We start from the raw sequence: 24,579 nt of genomic DNA on the forward strand, positions 1-24,579 counted from the left end.
ATCAATGAAAAAAATTCTAGCATTTAGTTGTTTATTTCTAAGTATTATTGCCTGTAAAGAGGATACTAAAAGTAACCAAACCAATGAAGACGTTGATGTTGTAAACAATGAAGCTTTTGATAAGGTTTTAAGGCTTTATCATGAAGATGGACTTAAACTTTACCCTTTAAATGCAACCTCAGCTGGTGACAATAGATATAATGATAAGCTACCAAATACCTTATCAAATCAGTTTGAATCTGATGAAAAAGCCTATTACAGTAATTACAAATCTCAAGTTAGTGCTTTTAATAATGATAGTTTATCTGAAAGTCAGCGATTAAGTAAAGCCATTTTAATTTGGGAATGTGATACCAACTTAGAGCGTTTTGAATTTAATGAAGATTTAATGCCTATCAATCAGTTTTGGGCACAACACCTAATTATTGGTCAGTTGGCTAGCGGTTCATCTTCGCAACCGTTTAAAACAGTTGAAGATTATAACAACTGGTTAAGTCGTTTAGACGGTTACTTACAATGGATGAATTCTGCTGAAGAAAAAATGAAAGAAGGTGTTAAAGCAGGTTATGTGTTGCCAAAATCTTTAATCAAAAAAGTATTACCTCAACTTGAGGCTTCAACCACAACCAATCTTGATGAGCATTTATTTTATGCTCCTGTAAAGAATTTACCTGATACGTTTTCTGATGAAGATAAGACTAAAATAACCGAAGCTTACAAAAATATGGTTTTAAACAAAGTTGTGCCTGCCTATAAAAAACTTCACACTTACATGAGTACAGATTACTTAGCGGCTGGTAAAACTGAAAGTGGCATTTCTGCTACACCTAATGGTAATGACTATTATCAGCATTTAATAAAACGCTACACTACCACTAACATGACTGCTGATGAAATCCATCAACTAGGGCTTAGTGAGGTAAAGCGTATACTTTCAGAAATGGAAAAAGTAAAGGAACAAGTAGGTTTTGAAGGTGATATTATTGCATTTTTTGATTTTGTAAGAACCAATAAAGAGCTTATGCCTTACAAAACTGCAGAAGAAGTTATTGCGCACTTCAACAGAATACATGAGACTATGCAACCTCAATTGGATAAACTATTTAATGTAAAACCAAGAACACCTTTTGAAGTAAGACGCACTGAAGCTTTCAGGGAAGCATCGGCAAGTGCTGAGTACAACCCAGGATCGTTAGATGGTACTCGACCAGGTATTTTTTATGTTCCTGTGCCAAATGCTGAAAATTATAATAACTTCTCTGACGAGTCTTTATTTTTACACGAAGCTATTCCAGGACATCATTATCAAATTTCCTTACAACAAGAAAACAAAGAACTACCAGACTTTAGAAAAACATTGTATTACAGTGCTTACGGAGAAGGTTGGGCTTTATATACTGAATCCTTAGGAAAAGAACTTGGACTATACACAAACCCTTATCAATATTTTGGAATGTTAAGTGCTGAAATGCACAGAGCCATTAGACTGGTTGTTGATACAGGAATTCATACCAAAGGATGGACAAGAGAGCAAGCCATAAAATATTCATTAAAAAATGAAGCTGAAACTGAAGCAAGTATCACTGCCGAAATTGAGCGTTATATGGCTATTCCTGGTCAAGCTTTATCCTATAAAATCGGTCAGTTAAAAATTAAAGAATTACGCGCTAAAGCTGAAAAAGAACTTGGTGATGCTTTTGATATTGCTGAGTTTCACAATCAAATTTTAGAATCAGGAAACATGCCTTTAGCATTGTTAGAAGACAAAATAAACGCTTGGATAGCCAATAAAAAATAAGGTGTTTAAAACACAGCAACTCATACTATATTTAGGTATTCTTTATTCTGGTTTTGCAGTATCGCAAACCAGAATAAAGGATGCACAAAGCAAAACACCTGTTGCCTATGCAACCGTATCTTTTGGTAATGGACATGGTATTTTTGCCGATGATGAAGGTATGTTTGTTTTCAGTAAAAAATTATATCCAGATGTTGACTCGCTGTTTATTTCGGCATTAGGTTACAAAAATGTTTCAATTGCAGCAAACAACCTCTCGGAAACTATCAATTTAGAACCTTACATTGACCAATTGGATGAAGTAGTCATTAATGTAACCATCAATAGAAAGTTTAAGGAAGAAACGCTTAAACCGTATTTGGATGACGATTATTACAAATGCTGGTTACCAACAATTGAATCGGAAATTGCTGTGTTTTTTAACAATACCGATTCGCAACTCAAACAAATAAGCACTGTTCATTTTCCTATTACTTTAGAGTCTAAAGATTGGAAAAAACGCAAACGTTCCAATGCCAACAAACGTGAATTCTCAACACTGTTTAAAGTAAAGTTTTACAAGAACAATAATGGTTTTCCTGGAGAGGTTCTCACTTATGACAACATTGTGTTTGTAGCTACCGAAAAACATGGTGATGCATACGAACTGGATGTCTCTAAACACAATTTGTTCATTCCTGAAAATGGTTTTTTTGTATCCATACAGGTTTTAGGTTACACAGATAAAACAGGAAAATTACTTCCTAATAAAAAATACAAGGAAATAAAAACAGCAAGAGGCATTGTAAAAATCCCAACTAATTTTAGACCTCTTTTTCCATTTACTGATGAAATTGAAGCACACAACACCTATATAAAACGTGTGTTTTTAGATAATAATAAGTGGGTACAATTCAAAAAAGGAAGTGGTATTGAATCTAGTTTATTAAAGTCAGACCTTACCAATTATGGTGTAGGACTCACTTATAAAGTATTTAAAGATGAATAACCCTTGGCACTTATACCTTATGGCTGCAATTTATGTTTTTGCAGGCTTTATGCATTTTATAAAACCTAAAATGTATATGCGTATTATGCCTAGGTATTTACCAAACCATAAATTACTGGTGCTTTTAAGTGGTATTGCAGAAATTGCTCTAGGTATTGCCTTATGTATTCCTGTTTTAAAAACTACTGCTATATATGGTATTATAGCAATGTTAGTAGTGTTTTTACTAGTACATTTTTATATGTTATCTGGTGAAAAAGCAAGTGCTGGCATCCCAAAATGGATTTTAATACTACGTATTCCTTTACAATTTGTATTAATGTATTGGGCTTGGTCATATTTGTAGTTGATTATTATTATTTTAGAATTACAAATAATTAAACAGAACTCTAAATAAATTATAGAATAAAATGAAAAGAACACTAATCATAATAATGATTTTAGGATCAAGTAACTTATTTGCACAATCTAGTCCGCAAAAATTGATTGACACTTTTTTTGAAACCTATAAGAAAGACGCTGGAAAAGCTGTTAAAGATTTATATGCGACAAATAAATGGACTGAAAGAATAAAAGATGATATTGATAAAATTATTGCAACAGTAAATGGGTTTACTGAAAGTTATATGGGTAAGTATTACGGTCATGAATTAATCACAACTAAAAAGTTTGCTGAAAGTTTTGTTTTATATTCATACCTTGTAAAATACGACCGTCAACCGATTAGATTTATCTTTAAATTTTACAAACCAAATGATGAATGGGTTCTTTACTCATATTCACTTGACGACAGTTTAGATAATGAAATTCAAGAAGCTGCAAAACTGTATTATCTGAATTTAGATAAAGAATAAATAACTATCCATAAAATGTATGATCGTAATTACGAGTGGATTTGACTAGGTCTGAAACTCGTAATTACTAAAATCTGTGTTAAACTTAAAATTAATGCATATTAATCCGTAACTGACAATTATAATTGAAACTATCTGGACACAAAAAAGACATATACGACCAACTAAACTTAAAAAATGGAACCAACCGAAAGAACACTTGAAGTGCAACGTACTGAATTTAAAAACGGTAAGTTTATAGCAACTCCATTAGCAGGATTAATTGCTTGGTTACTAGTTGGAATTTCTGGTCTTACATTATCAGTGCAAACCACTGTTTGGGTATTATTTATTGCAACAGGTAGTATTGTATATTTAGGCATATTTATTTCAAAGTTTACAGGTGAAAACTTTCTGGATAAACAAAAACAGAAAAATGAGTTTGACAAACTGTTCTTTTTTACTGTTGCTCAAGCAGTGTTAGTTTATGCTATTGCTATTCCCTTTTTTCTTATTGATTATACTTCTTTACCACTTACAGTTGGTATTTTAACAGGATTAATGTGGCTTCCTTTTTCATGGATTATCAATCATTGGGTTGGTATTTTTCATTCGGTAACAAGAACTATTGTGGTTTTAGCATTATGGTATTTACTACCAGAACTTAGGTTTGTTGCTATTCCTTTTGCAATTGTAATAATCTATATTATTACGCTAATAATTTTAAAAAACAGGAAAAGAGCATAAAGCCATTAACTGCTACTCCACCTCAAAATCGAAATAAGTATCAGGAAATGGTTCCCAACGCAGTGTAAAGTGCCACCATTCTTTTGAGTAATTTCTAAAATTATGTTTTAGCATAACCTGTTGTAGTAGCTGTCGGTTGGCTTTCTGTTCATCGGTTATGTTTTCGTAATTCACCCAAGACTGTTGTCCAAAAAAATCATACGGACTTCCCATATCCAATGGCTCATTGGTATTACCATCAATAATGGTTAAATCAACAGTGCTTCCTCTACTATGACCTGATCGTGTGGCAATATATTCTTCTCTAAACAAAAAGCGTTTTTCAACTTCAGGATAAAACTCTTGCTTATTTATAGTATCATTTAAATCTTTTGCCCAACGCATAAAATGGTTTACTGCACGTTGTGGTCTATAACCATCATATACTCTCAAACAAAGGTTTTGCTGTTGTAATTCATCTTGTACTTTTTTCAAAGCTTCGGCAGACTGCTTGGTTAAAATAAGTGTATTGGCTTTGTAACCTACTATGGTATCTCCAACAAAATTATGCGTACTATAGTAGCGTAGTTCAACATCAATATCTGGGATAATTGTTTTTACATACACAAAACCTTCAGGCAAGTTGGTAGTATCTTGTTTGGTAAAACCAAAAGATATGAGCAATAGAAGACAAATGATTATTTTGTTTTTCATAATGTATAAGCTAATTTAGAAAAAATTTAGGCTATGACTTTGTTTTTAAACGAAAAAACAACCTTTCAGCTTCCAAATGCTGAACTTATTTATATTCCTAATTTTTATAACAACTCTCAAGCCGACCAGTATTTTAGCAGACTAAGAAAAGTCATATCATGGCAGCAAGATGATATTAAGGTTTTTGGTAAAACTTACAAACAACCAAGACTAACTGCATTGTATGCCAACAATAACAAACCCTACGCTTACTCTAACATAACAATGACTCCTTTACCTTTTACTGACGAGTTAAAACGGATTAAAACTGATGTAGAGAAAACTGCTGAACATCAATTTACATCGGTACTTTTAAACTTATACCGAAATGGTAACGACAGTAATGGTTGGCATGCTGATAATGAAAAAGAATTGGGTAAAAATCCAGTAATAGCTTCATTGAGTTTTGGAGCTCCAAGAGCATTTCATTTTAAACACAGACAGCTAAAAGACGAAAAACACAAGCTTATTTTAGAACATGGTAGTTTGCTAATAATGAAAGGAGAAATGCAACACTATTGGCTACACCAAATTCCAAAGACCAAAAAAATTATTGGAGAACGCATCAACTTAACATTTAGAACTATAGTATAGCTATAAAAAGAAAAAACCGAGATCCCTCAATCTCGGTTTTCCTAATTTGCTTTTTATTACGGTTGTAGATTTAGGGTCTCTAAGCCAACAACATAATGCAAATATTAATTAATTAATCCATTGAACTAAAAACTAAATTTTAGTACACTTCAAATGTAGAATTATATTTTAAAAAATCTGTTTAAATACATATTAAATCGATGAAATGCATCAAATTTTAACATTTAACGATAAAATAATACGTTTTACCGATGAAACACACTTTTAAAACTTCTGTTTAGGTTCTAATATTTTAAATAATTTGTCGTTATACAATCAAACAAATATTGATTTTCTATACTTTTGAAACAGACTTGACAAGATTGAAAAACACAATGAAACACTATATAAATTTTGCAATTGTATTGCTTTTGTTTTCATCAAAAGGATTTTCACAAAATTTTACTGCAAAAGAGATTGCTGTAAATACTCTTATTGAAGGTACTTTACTAGTTCCAAACGCTGTTGAACAACCTGCATTGGCGATTATTATCGCAGGATCAGGACCTGTTGACCGAAATGGTAATCAAAACTTTGCAAGAAATAACAGTCTTAAAAAACTTGCTGAAGGCTTAACCAATAATGGTATTGCAACCTTTAGGTATGACAAACGCACCATAAAGTTGATAGCAACAGGAAAGTTGGATAACACTATAATGTTTGACGATTTTGTAACTGATGCCATTGAGGTAGTAAACTATTTTAAATCTCAAAACACCTACTCAAAAATTTATATTATTGGTCATAGTCAAGGGAGTTTAATAGGAATGATTGCTGCTGAAAAAGATGTTGATGGGTTTATTTCCATAGCTGGAGCAAGTCAAACCATTGATAAAATCATTATTAAACAAGTAGAGCAAACTGCTCCAGCCTATTTAGAAGACACTAAGAAAATATTTTCGATATTGCAAGAAGGTAAAACCACCAGCAACTACCCTCCTGTTTTGTCTTCTTTTTTAGGTAAAGACATACAACCGTTTATGATAAACTGGATGCAATACAATCCACAAGACATTTTAAAATCTCTACAAATACCTATACTTATTGTAAATGGTACTAACGACTTGCAAGTTGGCGTTGAAGATGCTAACCGACTAAAAGACTCAAATCCTAGTGCTGAGTTGAAGCTAATAGATAAAATGAACCATGTTCTTTTTAGTATTGAAGGTGATGACTTGGTCAATTTTAAATCGTATAACGAATCACATCATAAAGTAACACCAGAGCTTATTGATACCATTTCTAGTTTTATAACAAAGTAATTTCAACATTTTACTACAAACAAAAAAGCACCTGAAACCAGGTGCTTTTCTTATTAACTAACCAACCAAATGTAATATTTAACTCGCTTCTAAAGCTATTAATCAATTACACTTATTTAAACACAATAGTCGTGCCAAAAATTATTTTTTTGGCTTCTGTAACAAAAATTAATTTTTGCATACTAATGAGATAAATTATATCTTTATAATATCATTTTAATATCATTTTAAATTAATCAATCATGAAAGAAGAGAAAATTATCGTTCCAGCTAATGGCTATTTAATGTTATTCCTTTTTTTAGTACTATTCTTTGGAAGCATTGCACTAATATTTATTACAGAAACAGGATGGTCAGCTTTTGGTATTGTTGCTGCATTAATCTTAGCCTTTGGGTTTCTTATGGTACAACCTAATGGCTCTAGAGTTTTATTACTTTTTGGTAAATATGTAGGAACCGTAAAAAAGAATGGCTTCTATTGGGTAAACCCATTTTACTCTAAAAAGAAGATTTCTTTAAGAGCAAGTAACTTTGATAGCGAACGTTTAAAAGTGAACGACAAGCTAGGAAACCCTGTTATGATCAGTACAATTTTAGTTTGGAGAGTACAAAACACTTACAAAGCGGCCTTTGATGTAGATAATTATGAAAATTTTGTACGTGTACAAACTGATGCTGCTGTTCGTAAACTGGCAAGTATGTACCCTTACGACAATTTTGCCGATGAAGGTCACGACGAAGACATCACACTTCGTTCAAGTGTAAATGAAGTAAGCAACGCTCTTGAAAAAGAAATTGACGAGCGACTATCCATTGCAGGAATTGAAGTATTAGAAGCTAGAATTGGTTACCTAGCGTATGCACAAGAAATTGCAAATGCAATGCTTAAGCGTCAACAAGCTACTGCTATTGTTGCTGCACGACATAAAATTGTTGAAGGCGCAGTTAGTATGGTTGAAATGGCACTAGACGAACTAAACAAAAAAGAAATTGTTGAGTTAGACGACGAACGCAAAGCAGCAATGGTAAGCAACCTTATGGTTATATTATGTGGAGACAAAGAAGCTTCACCAGTTGTAAATGCAGGAACTTTAAGTCATTAAGATTATGAAAGAATACAAAGTCATAAAACCAAAATTAGGATGGAGAAACCCAACCGAAAAACTTGAGGAAATATTAAACAAATATGCCAAAGAAGGTTGGCGTGTCACAACTATTACACCCAATCAACACATTATTTCATTTATAGTTTTTGAACGCGATAAAAATAGATAATGAGAGTTTTTAAAGAAGAACAACGATTTAATCAATTATGGTTAATTGCACTTATTGCAATAAGTGCAATTATTCCTATTATATTGATATGCGTTGAATATTTTAAAAACCAAAACTCCATTTCAACGCTAGAACTTATTTTAATAATTCTGCTTCTTGTATTTTTCTCAGGACTCATATTTATATTTAAACTCTCCACTAAAATTGACGAATTAGGAATTCATTATAAATTCTTTCCCTTGAATTTAAAATACAACACCATTTCTTGGAAATCAATAAACAACGCCTATGTTAGAACTTACGAACCTATTTCCGAATATGGTGGTTGGGGAATAAAAGGTGGTTGGAATAAATCTAAAGGAAAAGCTATTAATGTTTCAGGAACTATTGGTATTCAACTAGAGTTAGCTGATGGAAAAAAACTACTCATAGGTACAAAAAAGCAAATAGAAGCTGAAAACACTATAGCATATTACAAAACACAGTTAAACCATAGTAACAATGTCTAAAAAGAAAGCCTTTGCACTAAGAATAAATGAAGATATGCTCAAAGCAATTGAAAAATGGGCTTCAGACGAGTTTAGAAGTACCAATGGTCAAATTGAGTGGATGCTCATGCAGTACCTTAAAGAAAAAAACAGACAACCAAAACCTAAAAAAAATAACGAGAGCGACACTTAACAATGTCGCTTTTTTATGCGCTTTTATTTTGGTATTTTGCGCCTTTAAATTTTAGTTTATGGACACAACGCAATTAACCGAAGTAAAACCTTTATTCACCCAAGACACTATAGTATTTGGGTTATTAATGCTAGCATTAGGTTTTGTTTTTTATACTTCCACAAGTGAAAATAGTTTTTGGAAAAAATTCTACAAATACATACCTGCATTATTAATGGCATATATGCTGCCTGCAGCTTTAACTACTTTTGGGATAATTGCTCCAGAATGGGGATTTGAAAACGCCGAAGGCTCATTAGTAGAAGTAACAGGTAAATCTCAAGCCTATTACATTGCAAGTAGATTTATGCTTCCTGCTGCTTTGGTACTTATGACTATTAGTATCGACCTAAAAGCTGTATTTAACCTAGGCTGGAAAGCTCTTGCTATGTTTGGAACAGGTACGTTAGGAATCATAATTGGCGGACCTATTGCTGTATTTTTAATTGCATTAGTATCTCCTGAAACTGTTGGTGGAGCTGGTCCTGACGCTGTTTGGAGAGGTCTTTCTACTTTAGCAGGAAGTTGGATTGGTGGAGGTGCTAATCAAGCTGCTATGTTAGAAATTTATGAATACAATACAGCAAATTATGCAGGAATGGTAATTGTTGATATTGTTGTTGCTAATATATGGATGGCTATCCTTTTATTAGGAATTGGTAAACAAGAAAAAATTGATAAATGGCTGAAAGCTGATAACAGTTCTATTGAAACCCTTAAAGAAAAAGTATCTAGTTATGCTGCTAGTATTTCTAGAAACCCAACATTAGCCGATTTTATGGTGATTTTAGGTATTGCTTTTACTGTTGTAGGAATTGCTCATTTTGGCGCTAATGAAATTTCTGAATTTTTAGTAGCTAACTTCGATGCTGTAAGTGATAAAAAATCCGCTTGGTCTTCATTTGGATCTCAATTTTTCTGGATGATTACAATAGCTACTATTTTAGGAATCATCTTATCCTTTACCAAAATGAAAAAATATGAAGGTGCAGGAGCTAGTAAAATTGGTAGTGTATTTATTTATATTCTCGTTGCCTCTATTGGTATGAAAATGGACCTTACTAAAATAGTTGACAATCCAGGACTAATTGTTGTTGGTTTAGTTTGGATGGCAATACACGTTGCTTTACTATTTTTAGTAGCAAAACTAATTAGAGCGCCATATTTCTTCTTAGCTGTGGGTAGTAAAGCAAATATTGGTGGTGCTGCCTCTGCTCCTGTGGTTGCTGCAGCCTTTCATCCATCGCTTGCAACTGTAGGTGTTATTCTAGCAGTATTTGGATATGTTGTTGGAACCTATGGTGCTATGCTTACTGCAGAACTTATGAGAATAGTTGCTCCAATAACTTAATTAATGATTTTTTAAATTTTAATATGACAAAACACTTTAAACTTTTTAGCCTTTTAGTAATAGCTTTACTAATTATTTCTTGTGGAGAAAATAAAAAAGACACAAACTTCACTTTAAAAGGCCATGTAACAGGATTAAAAAAAGGTACTGTTTATTTACAAAAGCAACAAGATAGCTTAATGGTAACGCTAGATTCCTTAGCTATTAATGGCAATTCTGAGTTTGAATTACACAGCGACTTAGAAGAGCCAGAAGTTTTGTTTTTAACCTTAGACAAAAACGACAATGACGAAGGCGTTATTGCTTTCTTTGCAGATAAAGGTGTTACTGAAATAAGTTCTACACTTAAAAACTTTAATTATGATGCTCAAATAAAAGGCTCTGAGCAACAAAAACGATTAGACGAATACATAATGATGATGTCTCGTTTTAATGACAAAAATCTTGACCTTATAAAAGAAAACTTTGAAGCTAAAAAAGAAAACGATACCACTAGTTTCGATTTTGACAAAGAATACAATAGCCTTTTAAAACGTAAATACCTTTACACAATAAATTTTGCTGTAAATAATAAAAACAGTGAAGTTGCTCCTTATTTAGCGTTAAGCGAAATACCAAATACTACGGTAAAGTATTTAGAAACCATATATGATTCGCTTGATGAAAATATTAAAAACTCTAAGTACGGTAAGCAATTAAAAGAAACTATTGAGCAACGGAAAACTGACGAAGAAAACATTGAATAAAAAAAATCCCAAACATAACGTTTGGGATTTTTTTTTGAGCCGATAGAGGGACTCCCTTCGACTTCGCTCAGGATAAACTTCTCATCCCTATTTAATAGTTTTAAATAAAAAAACTCTAACTGTAAAACAGTTAGAGTTTAATATTAAGAGCCGATAGAGGGACTCGAACCCACGACCTGCTGATTACAAATCAGCTGCTCTAGCCAGCTGAGCTATATCGGCGAAACAGGATGCAAATATAATCGCGAAAATTATATTTGCAAACATTTTTTTCTGTTTTAGCTTAGTTTATTAATTTTTTCGATTAAAGCTCTTCCTTTATCTTCTAACTCTTGGTTGATAGATTTAAAATGTGCTTTCTTATCTTCTACTTTTTTATCGTTCACCTTTGCTATTAAAGAATCAAAAGTTTCTATAGCTTCATCAATAATTGCTTCGCTTTTTTTAGTGTCTTTATCAGTGTTGTTGTATTCCCATACATAAACAGCTTCAATAATATCACCTAAAACGTAATTAATGTCTTTTTTAAGGTTTCTAACGTTTGCCATAATTATAAATTTTTATTGTCGCAAAATTAAACATAAACTTCCAATAGCTTCGCATTTTCCGAAGTTATTTCATAATTCTTTACTGCTGCAGGAAGTAGTATTGTTTCTCCTTTTTTAATAGTTTCAGTTCCACTATCTGTAGTTATTTGTGCTTCTCCTTCAACACACATGTAAATCAAAAATGAATCGTGATTATTTTCTTTTTTAAGTGTACTATCAACATCTAAATAACTTGTGGTAAAATATGGGCAACTAACCATTTTATTAGATTGATTTTTAGCTTTTTCATAACTAACTCTAAAATTATCTTCCATTTCAAAGTCAATAGCATCAATGGCTAAATCGTTGTGAAGTTCTCTTTCGTTTCCTTCATCATCTACTCTATCCCAATCATAAACTCTATAAGTAATATCGCTGGTTTGTTGTATTTCAGCAACCACCACTCCTGCTCCAATAGCGTGCACACGACCAACTTCTATAAAATAAGTATCACCTACTTTAACTTTATCAAAATTTAAAATTTCTGTAAGCGTTTTATTTTCTAAATGCGATAAATAGGTTTCAGCATCCATTTTTTGGTTAAACCCAACTATTAAATTCGAACCTTCATCGGCTTGCATCACATACCACATTTCGGTTTTTCCAAATGAATTGTGTCGCTTTGCAGCCAATTCATCATTGGGATGCAATTGAATAGATAAATCTTGTTTTGCATCGATAAACTTGATAAGTAACGGAAACTTATTACCAAAAACTCTATAGTTTTGAAGTCCTATTAAATCTTCTTTATAGGTTTCTTGTATTTGCTTTAAGGTTTGACCTTTTAATGCTCCATTTGCAACTACAGATGTATCACCTTCTACATCACTAATTTCCCAGCTTTCTCCAATATTTGGTAAATCTGAAGTCTTATTTAATAGTGTTTTTAGTTTTTGTCCACCCCAAATTTTATCTTTTAAAATAGGTGTGAATTTTATAGGATAAAGAATATTTTTCATGTGTTATAATCCAGAATAGGTTACAAAATTTCTAGGTGTCTCAAAAAGTTTAATTTCTAAGTCTAGTGTTGAATTTAGTCTAGGTTTTACCTTATTATAAATAACTACTGCTATGTTTTCGGCTGTAGGGTTTAAGTCTTTAAACTCTTCAACTTCTACATTTAGGTTTTTATGGTCAAAGGCATCTTCAACTTCTTCTTTTATAATGTCTTTTAAGTCTTGAATGTCTATGACATAACCAGTTTCTTTATTTATAGGTCCTGTTACACTTACTATCAACTCGTAATTATGTCCATGAAAATTTGGATTGCTACATTTTCCAAAAACATCGGCATTCTTTTCATCGCTCCAATCTTTTCTGTACAATCTATGAGCTGCGTTAAAATGTGCTTTTCTACTTACGGTAACAATCATTTTACAACGTTTATGTGTTGGTAGAATTTATCAAAAATAATTTTAAACCAAGCTGTGTAAATTTCTGGTTGTTGCTTGATGTCTTCTTTTACAGCATCAAGAGTCATCCACTTCCAATCTGCAACTTCATCAGGATTTATGTTTGGTGTATCATTATAGTATCCTATCATGATGTGGTCATATTCATGTTCTGTCAAGCCATTATCAAAAGGTGCTTTATAAATAAAAGATGTTGTCTCTTCAAGTTCAGTAACAAATCCCATTTCTTCAAATAAACGTCGCTTACCAGCTTCTATATTTGCTTCGCCTTCTCTTTGGTGACTACAGCAAGTATTTGTCCATAATAAAGGCGAATGGTACTTATCAGCTGCACGTTGCTGTAACATTAGTTCGTTGTTGCTGTTAAAAACAAATACAGAAAAAGCTCTATGCAGTAATGCTTTTTCGTGCGCTTCCATTTTAGGCATTAAGCCTATTTGCTTATCGTTTTCATCAACAAGTATAACGTGTTCTTCAATCATATTACAAAAATACCACTAAAAAATTAATAATAACATTCTCTATACAAAATCTGAAATCGTAATTCTGAAATCTTAATATAAACAGTATCTTTGCAGCCTATTTGCAAGATTATGAGTTTTATCAACGAAATAAAGAAACGTAGAACCTTTGGTATCGTTTCGCATCCAGATGCTGGAAAAACAACACTTACTGAAAAACTATTACTTTTTGGTGGTGCAATACAAGAAGCAGGAGCTGTAAAAAGTAACAAAATAAAAAAAGGAGCTACTAGTGACTTTATGGAAATTGAGCGTCAGCGTGGAATTTCTGTTGCTACTTCTGTTTTGGCATTTGAATATGATGGTATAAAAATTAATATTCTTGATACTCCTGGACACAAGGATTTTGCTGAAGATACTTTTAGAACACTAACAGCTGTTGATAGCGTAATTGTTGTTATTGATGTGGCTAAAGGTGTTGAGGAGCAAACCGAAAAACTAGTAGAAGTTTGCCGAATGCGTAATATTCCAATGATTGTGTTTATCAATAAATTGGATAGAGAAGGTAAAGATGCATTTGATCTTTTAGATGAAGTTGAGCAAAAACTAGGTTTGAGCGTTGTACCTATGAGTTTCCCAATTGGTATGGGTTATGACTTTAAAGGTATTTATAACCTTTGGGAGAAAAACATTAATCTTTTTAGTGGTGACAGTAGAAAGAATATTGAAGAAACCATAGAAATTAACGATTTAAGCTCTTCGGAATTAGATAAACTCATAGGAGAAAAATCGGCAAATACACTAAGAGAAGAAATAGAATTAGTTGAAGGCATCTATCCTGCTTTTGAAAAAGAAGACTACTTAAACGGTACACAGCAACCTGTGTTTTTTGGTTCTGCTTTAAACAATTTTGGTGTAAGAGAGTTATTAGATTGCTTTATAGAAATTGCTCCTAAACCTAGACCAAAACAAAGTGAAGAGCGCTTAGTTAACCCAGAAGAAAAAGATTTTACTGGTTTTGTGTTTAAAATTCATGCTAATATGGACCCTAACCATAGAGACCGTTTAGCGTTTATAAAAATTGTATCAGGAACTTTTAAAAGGAATACACCTTATTTACATGTGCGTCATGGTAAAAAACTTAAGTTTTCTAGTCCTAATGCCTTTTTTGCTGAAAAGAAAGAAATTGTTGATGTTTCTTATCCTGGAGATATTGTAGGATTACACGATACAGGAAACTTTAAAATTGGTGATACCTTAACTGAAGGTGAAACTATAAACTACAAAGGTATACCTAGTTTCTCACCTGAACATTTCAGGTATATTAATAATGCTGATCCTTTAAAATCCAAACAGCTTTACAAAGGTATTGACCAGTTAATGGATGAAGGTGTTGCCCAATTATTTACTTTGGAATTAAATGGTAGAAAAGTTATAGGTACAGTTGGAGCTTTACAGTACGAGGTTATTCAATATCGATTAGAACACGAATATGGAGCTAAGTGTACTTATGAAAACCTTAATGTACATAAAGCATGTTGGGTTGACCCTGAAGATGAAAAAAATGAAGAGTACAAAGAATTTTTAAGGGTAAAACAACGCTTTTTGGCAAAAGACAAACAAGGGCAACTTGTATTTTTAGCAGATTCGGCATTTTCATTACAAATGACACAGCAAAAATACCCAAGTATTAAATTTCATTTTACATCAGAATTTTAATTAAAAACCCTGTTTTTCAGTAAGAAATTTTATACGAAAAGGCTTTTTTAGTGTTAAAAATGTGTCAGTTATCGAAAATTTCATTGAAATTCGGTTTTGAATTTTTACATTGATTTACAGATAACCCCAAATTGATCTACTTATGGAAACTTTTTCTAATAGTTTCAGTAATAAAGATATTACTGTAACCTTCAAACCATGTAAGTGTATCCATGCTGAGCGTTGTGCTAACGAATTATCTAATGTTTTTAGGCAATCGGTTATACCATGGATAGATCTTGATGGTGCATCCACTAAAAAAATTATCAAACAAGTTAAGAAATGTCCTTCGGGAGCTTTAAGCTATTCGTATAATAAAGAAGTTGCTTAATAAAAAAGCCTTTTGAAAATTCAAAAGGCTTTTTTATTATTTACGCTTGACCTGTTGGTCCGAAATTTAACGGAATTGGTGGTTGCTGGTGTAAAACATGTCGAGCAACAACAAATTCAAATCTCTAAATTAAGCTTGACCTGTTGGTCCAAAATTTAACGGAATTGGTGGTTGCTCGTAATCTTTAATTTCACCATGGGCTTTTTCAAATCGATGTACATTATCACCTAATGCCTTAAGTAATCGTTTAGCATGCTGTGGTGTTAATATAATTCTTGATTTTACCTTACTCTTTGGAGTCCCAGGCATAATACTTACAAAGTCAACAACAAATTCTGAAACCGAATGGTTAATAATTGCCAAATTAGAATAAGTGCCTTCAGCTACTTTCTCGTCTAGTTCTATATTAATTTGTCCTTGCTTCTTTTTATTTTGTTCGTCTGCCATTGAAATTTTATTTTTTATTTCCACATAAGCGGAAACCTTATTATTACGTTTTACAATTTAAAAAAAGAATCCCGAGATATAGTCACGGGATTCTTAAATTTTATATAATTTACTCTTTTAAAGAGTTCCCAATTTATATTGGGATAAAATCAACCTAAAGACTTCAATTTGTTTTACAACACTTAAAGTCTTGGTATCATTTAATTATAGTTCATTTCTTCTTTTGCTTTCATCATCTCATCAAACTCCTCTTTAGAACCAACGATAATACTATCATATCGTCTTACACCTGTTCCTGCAGGAATTCTATGACCAACAATTACATTTTCTTTTAGACCTTCTAAATCGTCTACTTTAGCATTTACAGCAGCTTCATTCAGTACTTTAGTAGTTTCCTGGAACGATGCAGCAGATATAAATGACTTAGTTTGTAACGAAGCTCTTGTAATACCTTGTAAGATTGGAGTTGCAGTTGCTGGTTGTGCTTCTCTAGCAGTTACCAATTGCTTATCTTCTCTTCTTAATATTGAGTTTTCGTCTCTTAACTGTCTTAAAGTAATGATTTGTCCTGGTTTTAAAGTTGCAGAATCTCCCGCATCTTCTACCACTTTCATTCCAAATATCTTATCGTTTTCTTCGATAAAATCAGATTTGTGAACTAATTGGTCTTCTAAGAAAATCGTATCACCAGAATCAATAATACGTACTTTACGCATCATTTGTCTTACAACAACTTCAAAGTGCTTATCGTTAATTTTCACACCTTGTAAACGATATACTTCTTGTACTTCGTTAACTAAGTATTGTTGCACTGCGGATGGTCCTTTGATGTTTAAGATGTCATCTGGAGTAATTGATCCATCAGATAAAGGCATACCTGCTTTTACATAATCATTTTCTTGTACAAGAATTTGATTAGATAACTTCACTAAGTATTTCTTTACTTCACCAACTTTAGACTCGATAATGATTTCGCGGTTACCTCTCTTGATTTTTCCGAAAGACACAACACCATCAATCTCACTTACAACAGCAGGATTAGAAGGGTTACGTGCTTCGAACAACTCGGTTACACGAGGTAAACCTCCTGTAATATCACCTGCTTTTGCAGATTTACGAGGTATCTTAACTAAGATTTTACCAACCTTAATTTTTTCTCCATCATCAATCATAAGGTGAGCTCCAACAGGTAAGTTATAAGAACGAATAACTTCTCCTTTAGAATCTTCGATATGAAGTGTTGGTATTAACTTCTTATTTCTAGATTCAGAAATTACTTTTTCTTGGAAACCTGTTTGTTCATCGATTTCTACTTGGTAAGTGATACCTTGCTCAATGTTTTCATATTTTACTTTACCTGCAAATTCTGAAATAATAACTCCGTTATATGGATCCCATTGACAAATTGTATCTCCTTTGCTTACTTTTTGTCCACTCTTAACATAAATGAACGAACCGTAAGGTATATTATTAGTACTTAAAGTAATACCAGTTTTAGCATCAACAAGTTTAAGCTCAGAAGTTCTTGATATCACTACATCCACTTCATTACCTTCACTATCAGTACTCTTAACTGTTTTAAGATCTTCAATTTCTGCAATACCATCAAACTTAACAATAAGTTTGTTTTCTTCTGAAATGTTACCTGCAATACCACCTACGTGGAATGTACGAAGTGTAAGCTGTGTACCAGGTTCTCCAATAGATTGTGCAGCAACTACACCTACAGCTTCACCACGTTGTACCATTTTACCAGTAGCTAGGTTACGTCCATAACACTTAGCACAGATACCTTTTTTAGCTTCACAAGTTAATGCTGAACGTACTTCGATAGACTCAATTGCAGAGTTACCAATAGCTTTAGCGATGCTATCATTAATATGCTCACCAGCACTTACTAATAACTCTTCAGTAATAGGATCATAAACATCATTTAATGAAGTACGACCTACTATTCTATCTTCAAGTTTTTCAACAATTTCTTCATTTTTCTTAAGTGCAGAAACTTCAATACCTCTTAATGTTCCACAATCTTCACTGTAGATAATTACATCTTGAGATACATCAACTAAACGACGTGTTAAGTATCCAGCATCTGCAGTTTTAAGTGCTGTATCGGCAAGACCCTTACGAGCACCATGCGTTGAGATAAAGTATTCAAGAATTGAAAGACCTTCTTTAAAGTTAGAAAGAATTGGGTTTTCAATAATTTCTCCACCTCCTGCATTAGATTTTTTCGGTTTTGCCATCAAACCACGCATACCTGTAAGCTGACGAATCTGTTCTTTAGATCCACGAGCTCCAGAATCAAGCATCATATATACCGAGTTAAATCCTTGTTGGTCTTCACGAATACGCTTCATAGACAACTCTGTCAATTCAGCATTTGTAGAAGTCCAAATATCAATAACCTGATTGTAACGTTCGTTATTGGTAATTAATCCCATGTTATAGTTAGCCATAATACCATCAACTAAACCGTTGGCTTTGTCAATCATAGCATGCTTTTCAGCTGGAATAATAATATCACCTAAACTAAACGATAATCCTCCTTGGAATGCAAACTTATATCCTAAAGTTTTGATTTCATCTAAAAACTCAGCTGTTTCAGGTACACTAGTAACTTTTAAAATGTTACCAATAATATCTCTAAGCGATTTTTTAGTTAAAACCTGGTTGATATAACCTGCTCTTTCAGGTACTTTTTCGTTAAATAATACACGACCTACTGTAGTTTCAATAATTTGGGTAGTTAACTCACCGTTTTCATTGAAGTCTTTAGTTCTTACTTTAATTCCAGCATTTAAATCAACTTTCTTCTCATTGTAAGCAATAGTTACTTCTTCTGGAGAATAGAAAGTTAATCCTTCACCTTTTACAGTAAAAGTTTCGTCAGTTTTACGAAGCTTAGTCATGTAGTAAAGACCAAGAACCATATCCTGAGATGGTACTGTTACTGGTGAACCGTTAGCTGGGTTTAAAATATTGTGAGAAGCTAACATTAATAATTGTGCTTCTAATATAGCTTCTGGTCCTAATGGTAAATGCACAGCCATTTGGTCACCATCAAAATCGGCATTAAATGCAGTACACACTAATGGGTGTAACTGGATTGCCTTACCTTCGATAAGTTTAGGCTGAAATGCTTGAATACCAAGTCTGTGTAATGTAGGAGCACGGTTTAGTAATACTGGATGTCCTTTAAGAACATTTTCTAAGATATCCCAAACTACAGGCTCTTTTCTATCTATAATTTTCTTTGCAGATTTTACTGTTTTTACAATACCTCTTTCAATCAGTTTTCTAATGATGAAAGGCTTGTAAAGTTCAGCTGCCATGTTTTTAGGCAATCCACATTCAAATAATTTTAACTCAGGTCCAACAACAATTACCGAACGTGCAGAATAATCAACACGTTTACCTAGTAAGTTTTGACGGAAACGTCCTTGTTTTCCTTTTAATGAATCGGATAACGATTTTAATGGACGGTTAGAATCGGTTTTTACTGCTGATGACTTACGTGTGTTATCAAATAATGAATCAACAGACTCTTGTAACATACGTTTTTCGTTACGTAAGATTACTTCAGGAGCTTTGATTTCAACCAATCTCTTAAGACGGTTGTTACGGATAATTACACGACGATAAAGATCATTTAAGTCAGATGTAGCAAAACGACCACCATCTAAAGGCACTAAAGGTCTCAATTCTGGTGGAATGATTGGAATAGCTTTCATAATCATCCACTCAGGCTTATTCTCACGATTAGCATTTGAGTCTCTAAACGCTTCTACAACTTGTAAACGTTTTAAAGCTTCAGTTTTACGTTGTTTAGACGTTTCGTTGTTTGCTTTATGACGCAAGTCGTATGATAATTCGTCTAAATCAATTCTTGCTAAAAGGTCTATTAAGCACTCAGCTCCCATTTTAGCAATAAACTTATTAGGATCGTTATCTTCTAAATATTGATTTTCTTGTGGAAGCGTTTCAAGAATATTTAAGTATTCTTCTTCCGTTAAGAAATCCATTTTTTGTAATGGTTCACCTTCGGCATTTTTAGCATTACCTGGTTGAATTACTACATAACGTTCGTAGTAAATAATCATATCCAATCTCTTAGATGGTAATCCAAGAAGGTAACCTATTTTATTTGGAAGTGAACGGAAATACCATATATGAGCTACAGGAACCACTAAGTTAATGTGTCCTACTCTATCTCTACGTACTTTCTTTTCAGTTACTTCAACACCACAACGGTCACAAACAATTCCTTTGTAGCGTATTCTTTTATATTTACCACAAGCACACTCAAAATCCTTAACAGGACCAAAGATACGCTCACAGAATAAACCATCACGTTCAGGTTTATGTGTTCGATAATTAATAGTTTCTGGTTTTAAAACTTCACCACGTGAAGCTGCTAAAACAGATTCAGGAGATGCTAAACCAATTGAGATTTTATTAAATCTCTGTACTGTATTCTTATCTTGTTTTCTAGCCATAATAACTTTATAGTCTATAGTTAATCGCTTTGGTCTCCATTAAAAGAAGACCAAAACGAATTCACCTAAAATTTATTCTTCTAATCTAATATCTAATCCTAATCCTTTCAATTCGTGCATTAATACGTTGAAAGATTCAGGTAGTCCTGGTTCTGGCATTGGCTCTCCTTTTACGATAGCTTCGTAAGTTTTAGCTCTACCTATAACATCATCAGATTTTACTGTTAAGATTTCACGTAGAGTACTTGATGCTCCATAAGCTTCAAGTGCCCAAACTTCCATTTCTCCAAAACGCTGACCACCAAATTGTGCTTTACCACCTAGTGGTTGTTGCGTAATTAATGAGTATGGTCCAATAGAACGAGCGTGCATCTTATCGTCAATCATGTGACCTAATTTGATCATGTAAATTACACCTACTGTTGCTGGTTGATCAAAACGATCTCCTGTACCACCATCATATAAGTATGTATGTCCAAATCTTGGTACACCTGCTTCATCAGTAAACTCATTAATTTGATCTAATGTAGCTCCATCAAAAATTGGTGTTGCGTAAGTACGGTTTAATTTTTGACCTGCCCAACCAAGAACAGTTTCATAAATCTGACCAATGTTCATACGTGATGGTACACCAAGTGGATTTAATACAATATCAACTGGAGTTCCATCTTCAAGGAAAGGCATATCTTCTTGACGAACGATACGTGCTACGATACCTTTGTTACCGTGACGTCCTGCCATCTTATCACCTACTTTAAGTTTACGTTTTTTAGCAACATAAACCTTAGCTAATTTGATAATTCCTGCTGGTAACTCGTCACCAACAGAGATGGTAAACTTCTCACGACGTAATGAACCTTGAAGATCATTTTCCTTAATCTTATAGTTGTGGATTAAGTCTGCAACTAGTGCATTGGTATGATCATCAGTAGTCCAAGTACCAGATGTTAAGTGCGTATAATCATCAACAGCATTTAACATTTTTAGCGTGTACTTTTTACCTTTAGGTATAATTTCCTCTCCAAGATCGTTAAAGATACCTTGAGCAGTTTTACCATTTACGATAGCAAATAGTTTTTCTACTAATACATCTTTTAAGTCGTCAAACTTCTTGTAGTAGATGTTCTCTAGAGCTTCGATATCTTCTTTATCTTTTGCTCTTTTACGCTTATCTTTAATTGCTCTTGAGAATAATTTTTTGTCGATTACAACTCCATGTAATGAAGGTGAAGCTTTAAGTGATGCATCTTTAACATCTCCTGCTTTATCTCCAAATATTGCTCTTAAAAGTTTTTCTTCAGGTGTTGGATCACTTTCTCCTTTTGGTGTAATCTTACCAATTAAGATATCACCTGGTTTAATCTCAGCACCAATTCTAATCATACCGTTTTCATCAAGGTCTTTAGTTGCCTCTTCAGAAACGTTAGGAATATCATTAGTAAGCTCTTCGTTACCTAACTTGGTATCTCTAACTTCTAATGAGTACTCATCAATATGAATAGAAGTAAATATATCATCACGAACTACTTTTTCAGAAATCACAATCGCATCCTCAAAGTTATACCCTTTCCAAGGCATAAAGGCTACTTTCATGTTTCTTCCTAAAGCAAGTTCTCCGTTTTCAGTTGCATAACCTTCACAAAGTACTTGTCCTTTTACAACTTTATCACCTTTTGTTACAATTGGCTTTAAGTTGATTGAAGTACCTTGGTTAGTTTTTCTGAATTTTACAAGTGGATAAGTTTTAGTATCGCTATCAAAACTTACCATTGCTTCTTCTTCTGTACGCTCGTATTTAATTACAATTTCATTAGCATCAACATACTCTACAACTCCATTTCCTTCAGCATTTATTAATACTCTTGAATCTGAAGCTACTTGACGCTCAAGACCTGTTCCTACAATAGGAGCTTGCGGACGTAATAATGGTACTGCTTGACGCATCATGTTTGATCCCATCAATGCACGGTTTGCATCATCATGCTCCAAGAATGGAATTAACGATGCAGATATAGATGCAATTTGGTTAGGAGCAACATCAGTATAATGAACGTTTACAGGGTCTATTACAGGGAAATCACCTTCTTGACGAGCAATAATCTTGTCTTCAAGGATTTTTCCTTTATCATCTACTTGAATATTAGCCTGAGCAATCAACATATCTTCTTCTTCTTCAGCACTTAAATATGTTGGCGCATTTTTGATATCAACAACTCCTTCTTCAGCTTTTCTATAAGGCGTTTCAATGAATCCCATTGAGTTTACTTTAGCATAAACTGAAAGTGAAGAAATTAATCCAATGTTTGGTCCTTCAGGAGTTTCAATTGGACATAATCTTCCGTAGTGTGTATAGTGAACGTCACGTACCTCGAAACCTGCTCTTTCTCTTGAAAGACCTCCAGGTCCTAAAGCTGATAAACGACGTTTGTGAGTAATCTCAGCTAATGGATTGGTTTGATCCATAAATTGAGATAACTGGTTTGTACCAAAAAACGAGTTAATTACTGAAGATAAAGTCTTCGCGTTAATTAAATCGATAGGTGTAAACACTTCGTTATCACGAACGTTCATACGCTCACGAATAGTACGAGCCATACGAGCTAAACCAACACCAAACTGAGATGACAATTGCTCTCCTACTGTACGTACACGACGGTTAGATAAGTGATCGATATCATCAATCTCTGCTTTAGAGTTAATAAGCTCAATTAAATATTTTATAATGGTAATGATATCCTCTTTGGTAAGTACTTGCTTATCCATTCCAATATCAAGACCTAATTTTTTGTTCATTCTGTAACGACCTACTTCACCTAATGAGTAACGTTGGTCTGAGAAGAATAATTTGTCAATAATACCACGTGCTGTTTCCTCATCTGGCGGCTCAGCATTACGCAATTGACGGTAAATATGTTCAACAGCTTCTTTTTCAGAGTTTGTTGGATCTTTTTGTAATGTATTGTGAATAATAGCATAATCTCCTTGTTGTGCACTTTCTTTATGTAAAAGAATAGTTTTTACACCTGCTTCAAGGATTTCTTCTATATTATCTTTATCTATGATTGTATCACGGTCCAAAACAATTTCGTTACGCTCGATAGATACAACTTCTCCAGTATCCTCATCAACGAAATCTTCATGCCATGTGTTAAGTACACGAGCAGCTAGTTTACGACCAATTACTTTCTTTAATCCTGATTTTGATACTTTAACTTCTTCAGCTAAATCAAAAATTTCAAGAATATCTTTATCGCGCTCAAAACCGATAGCACGGAAAAGTGTTGTAACAGGTAATTTTTTCTTTCTATCAATATAAGCGTACATAACGCTATTGATATCTGTAGCAAATTCTATCCAAGAACCTTTAAAAGGAATTACTCTTGCCGAATATAGCTTGGTTCCGTTTGCATGGAACGACTGGCTAAAGAAAACACCAGGTGATCTATGCAATTGGGAAACAACCACACGCTCTGCTCCATTTATAACAAATGTACCACTAGGTGTCATATAAGGTATTGTACCTAAATACACATCCTGAACAATAGTTTCGAAATCTTCATGCTCAGGGTCTGTACAATATAATTTTAACCTTGCTTTAAGTGGAACACTATATGTTAGACCTCTTTCTATACATTCCTCAATGGTATATCTTGGTGGATCAATAAAATAATCCAAAAACTCTAATACAAATTGATTACGTGTGTCTGTGATTGGGAAATTTTCCATGAAGGTATTGTAAAGACCTTCGTTCCCTCTTTCTTCTGATTTCGTCTCTAACTGGAAAAAATCCTGGAAGGATTTAATCTGAATATCTAAAAAATCTGGATATTCAGTTCTATTTACAATAGAAGAGAAATTTAATCTTTCAGCTTTTTTTGCTAACATCGATGAACGAGATTTTGATTAAAAAAATAATTTTGTTTGCGTATACATTTATATACACAAAAGGGTTTAGGTCTTAGAGGCAACCTCTAGACCTAAACCATAATTTGTAGG

General features: G+C 33.2%; 23 protein-coding genes and 1 tRNA gene. 15 read left to right on the forward strand and 9 right to left on the reverse strand.

The window, feature by feature from the left end:
• Positions 1-4: 4 nt before the first annotated feature.
• The 5 genes from DMZ43_RS00390 to DMZ43_RS00410 all read left to right on the forward strand — a co-directional run bounded on the left by DMZ43_RS00390 (position 5) and on the right by DMZ43_RS00410 (position 4,366).
• A complete protein-coding gene (locus DMZ43_RS00390; protein ID WP_131505754.1) occupies positions 5-1,798 on the forward strand; it encodes a DUF885 family protein in 1,794 nt (597 codons plus the stop codon).
• A gap of 1 nt (position 1,799) precedes the next feature.
• Entirely contained in the window at positions 1,800-2,786 is a 987-nt protein-coding gene (locus tag DMZ43_RS00395; protein WP_131505755.1) for a hypothetical protein, read from the forward strand.
• Entirely contained in the window at positions 2,779-3,132 is a 354-nt protein-coding gene (locus tag DMZ43_RS00400) for a DoxX family protein (protein ID WP_131505756.1), read from the forward strand. Before DMZ43_RS00395 ends, DMZ43_RS00400 begins: the two co-directional genes overlap by 8 nt.
• A gap of 64 nt (positions 3,133-3,196) precedes the next feature.
• On the forward strand, positions 3,197-3,640 hold the full coding sequence (locus DMZ43_RS00405; protein ID WP_129759032.1) for a hypothetical protein: 444 nt from the start codon (positions 3,197-3,199) through the stop codon (positions 3,638-3,640).
• A 177-nt stretch (positions 3,641-3,817) separates the two neighbouring features.
• Entirely contained in the window at positions 3,818-4,366 is a 549-nt protein-coding gene (locus DMZ43_RS00410; protein ID WP_131505757.1) for a hypothetical protein, read from the forward strand.
• Between the two features lie 12 nt (positions 4,367-4,378).
• Here the strand turns inward: DMZ43_RS00410 and DMZ43_RS00415 are convergent, their stop codons facing one another.
• Positions 4,379-5,059, reverse strand: a complete 681-nt coding sequence (locus DMZ43_RS00415) for a M15 family metallopeptidase (RefSeq protein WP_131505758.1) — start codon at positions 5,057-5,059, stop codon at positions 4,379-4,381.
• Positions 5,060-5,092: 33 nt separating this feature from the next.
• Between DMZ43_RS00415 and DMZ43_RS00420 the strand changes: the two genes are divergently transcribed.
• The 8 genes from DMZ43_RS00420 to DMZ43_RS00455 all read left to right on the forward strand — a co-directional run bounded on the left by DMZ43_RS00420 (position 5,093) and on the right by DMZ43_RS00455 (position 11,085).
• Positions 5,093-5,692 (forward strand): alpha-ketoglutarate-dependent dioxygenase AlkB, encoded by a 600-nt coding sequence (locus tag DMZ43_RS00420; RefSeq protein WP_131505759.1) that lies wholly within the window; start codon positions 5,093-5,095, stop codon positions 5,690-5,692.
• Positions 5,693-6,066: 374 nt separating this feature from the next.
• The gene (locus DMZ43_RS00425) at positions 6,067-6,993 is read left to right on the forward strand and encodes an alpha/beta hydrolase (protein WP_131505760.1); all 927 of its coding nucleotides are present in this window, start codon (positions 6,067-6,069) and stop codon (positions 6,991-6,993) included.
• 242 nt (positions 6,994-7,235) lie between these two features.
• Positions 7,236-8,096 carry an SPFH domain-containing protein gene (locus DMZ43_RS00430; protein WP_131505761.1) on the forward strand — a complete coding sequence of 287 codons (861 nt, stop codon included), beginning with the start codon at positions 7,236-7,238 and terminating at the stop codon, positions 8,094-8,096.
• 4 nt (positions 8,097-8,100) lie between these two features.
• The gene (locus DMZ43_RS00435; RefSeq protein ID WP_129759039.1) at positions 8,101-8,268 is read left to right on the forward strand and encodes a DUF4177 domain-containing protein; all 168 of its coding nucleotides are present in this window, start codon (positions 8,101-8,103) and stop codon (positions 8,266-8,268) included.
• Positions 8,268-8,777: a hypothetical protein gene (locus DMZ43_RS14905; RefSeq protein ID WP_187347828.1), complete on the forward strand. Its 510-nt coding sequence runs from the start codon at positions 8,268-8,270 to the stop codon at positions 8,775-8,777. The genes DMZ43_RS00435 and DMZ43_RS14905 overlap by 1 nt, the downstream gene beginning before the upstream one ends.
• Positions 8,770-8,949 (forward strand): Arc family DNA binding domain-containing protein, encoded by a 180-nt coding sequence (locus DMZ43_RS00445; RefSeq protein WP_129759040.1) that lies wholly within the window; start codon positions 8,770-8,772, stop codon positions 8,947-8,949. The genes DMZ43_RS14905 and DMZ43_RS00445 overlap by 8 nt, the downstream gene beginning before the upstream one ends.
• Positions 8,950-9,007: 58 nt before the next feature.
• Positions 9,008-10,339: a DUF819 domain-containing protein gene (locus DMZ43_RS00450; RefSeq protein WP_131505762.1), complete on the forward strand. Its 1,332-nt coding sequence runs from the start codon at positions 9,008-9,010 to the stop codon at positions 10,337-10,339.
• Positions 10,340-10,362: 23 nt separating this feature from the next.
• Positions 10,363-11,085, forward strand: coding sequence for a DUF4369 domain-containing protein (locus DMZ43_RS00455; RefSeq protein WP_131505763.1), 723 nt, complete (start codon positions 10,363-10,365; stop codon positions 11,083-11,085).
• A 148-nt stretch (positions 11,086-11,233) separates the two neighbouring features.
• Here the strand turns inward: DMZ43_RS00455 and DMZ43_RS00460 are convergent.
• The 5 genes from DMZ43_RS00460 to idi form a co-directional block, all read right to left on the reverse strand.
• A tRNA-Thr gene (locus tag DMZ43_RS00460) sits at positions 11,234-11,307 on the reverse strand.
• A gap of 56 nt (positions 11,308-11,363) precedes the next feature.
• The gene (locus tag DMZ43_RS00465; protein WP_129759043.1) at positions 11,364-11,633 is read right to left on the reverse strand and encodes a hypothetical protein; all 270 of its coding nucleotides are present in this window, start codon (positions 11,631-11,633) and stop codon (positions 11,364-11,366) included.
• 26 nt (positions 11,634-11,659) lie between these two features.
• Positions 11,660-12,631 (reverse strand): type I phosphomannose isomerase catalytic subunit, encoded by a 972-nt coding sequence (locus DMZ43_RS00470; RefSeq protein WP_129759044.1) that lies wholly within the window; start codon positions 12,629-12,631, stop codon positions 11,660-11,662.
• A gap of 3 nt (positions 12,632-12,634) precedes the next feature.
• Positions 12,635-13,045: a 6-carboxytetrahydropterin synthase gene (locus tag DMZ43_RS00475; RefSeq protein ID WP_131505764.1), complete on the reverse strand. Its 411-nt coding sequence runs from the start codon at positions 13,043-13,045 to the stop codon at positions 12,635-12,637.
• Entirely contained in the window at positions 13,042-13,566 is a 525-nt protein-coding gene (gene idi / locus DMZ43_RS00480; protein WP_131505765.1) for an isopentenyl-diphosphate Delta-isomerase, read from the reverse strand. The genes DMZ43_RS00475 and idi overlap by 4 nt, the downstream gene beginning before the upstream one ends.
• Positions 13,567-13,677: 111 nt before the next feature.
• On the opposite strand from idi, the gene DMZ43_RS00485 reads away from it, so the two are divergent.
• Together DMZ43_RS00485 and DMZ43_RS00490 are read left to right on the forward strand one after the other, a co-directional pair.
• The gene (locus tag DMZ43_RS00485) at positions 13,678-15,264 is read left to right on the forward strand and encodes a peptide chain release factor 3 (protein ID WP_131505766.1); all 1,587 of its coding nucleotides are present in this window, start codon (positions 13,678-13,680) and stop codon (positions 15,262-15,264) included.
• 142 nt (positions 15,265-15,406) lie between these two features.
• On the forward strand, positions 15,407-15,634 hold the full coding sequence (locus DMZ43_RS00490; protein ID WP_131505767.1) for a (4Fe-4S)-binding protein: 228 nt from the start codon (positions 15,407-15,409) through the stop codon (positions 15,632-15,634).
• 129 nt (positions 15,635-15,763) lie between these two features.
• Here the strand turns inward: DMZ43_RS00490 and DMZ43_RS00495 are convergent, their stop codons facing one another.
• From DMZ43_RS00495 to rpoB, 3 genes are all read right to left on the reverse strand, one after another.
• The gene (locus tag DMZ43_RS00495) at positions 15,764-16,081 is read right to left on the reverse strand and encodes a DUF3467 domain-containing protein (protein WP_131505768.1); all 318 of its coding nucleotides are present in this window, start codon (positions 16,079-16,081) and stop codon (positions 15,764-15,766) included.
• Positions 16,082-16,281: 200 nt separating this feature from the next.
• Positions 16,282-20,583: a DNA-directed RNA polymerase subunit beta' gene (gene rpoC / locus DMZ43_RS00500; protein ID WP_131505769.1), complete on the reverse strand. Its 4,302-nt coding sequence runs from the start codon at positions 20,581-20,583 to the stop codon at positions 16,282-16,284.
• A 72-nt stretch (positions 20,584-20,655) separates the two neighbouring features.
• Entirely contained in the window at positions 20,656-24,468 is a 3,813-nt protein-coding gene (gene rpoB / locus DMZ43_RS00505) for a DNA-directed RNA polymerase subunit beta (protein ID WP_129759051.1), read from the reverse strand.
• Positions 24,469-24,579: the final 111 nt, after the last annotated feature.

Source organism: Meridianimaribacter sp. CL38, from assembly GCF_004328055.1.
GTDB lineage: Bacteria > Bacteroidota > Bacteroidia > Flavobacteriales > Flavobacteriaceae > Gaetbulibacter_B > Gaetbulibacter_B jejuensis.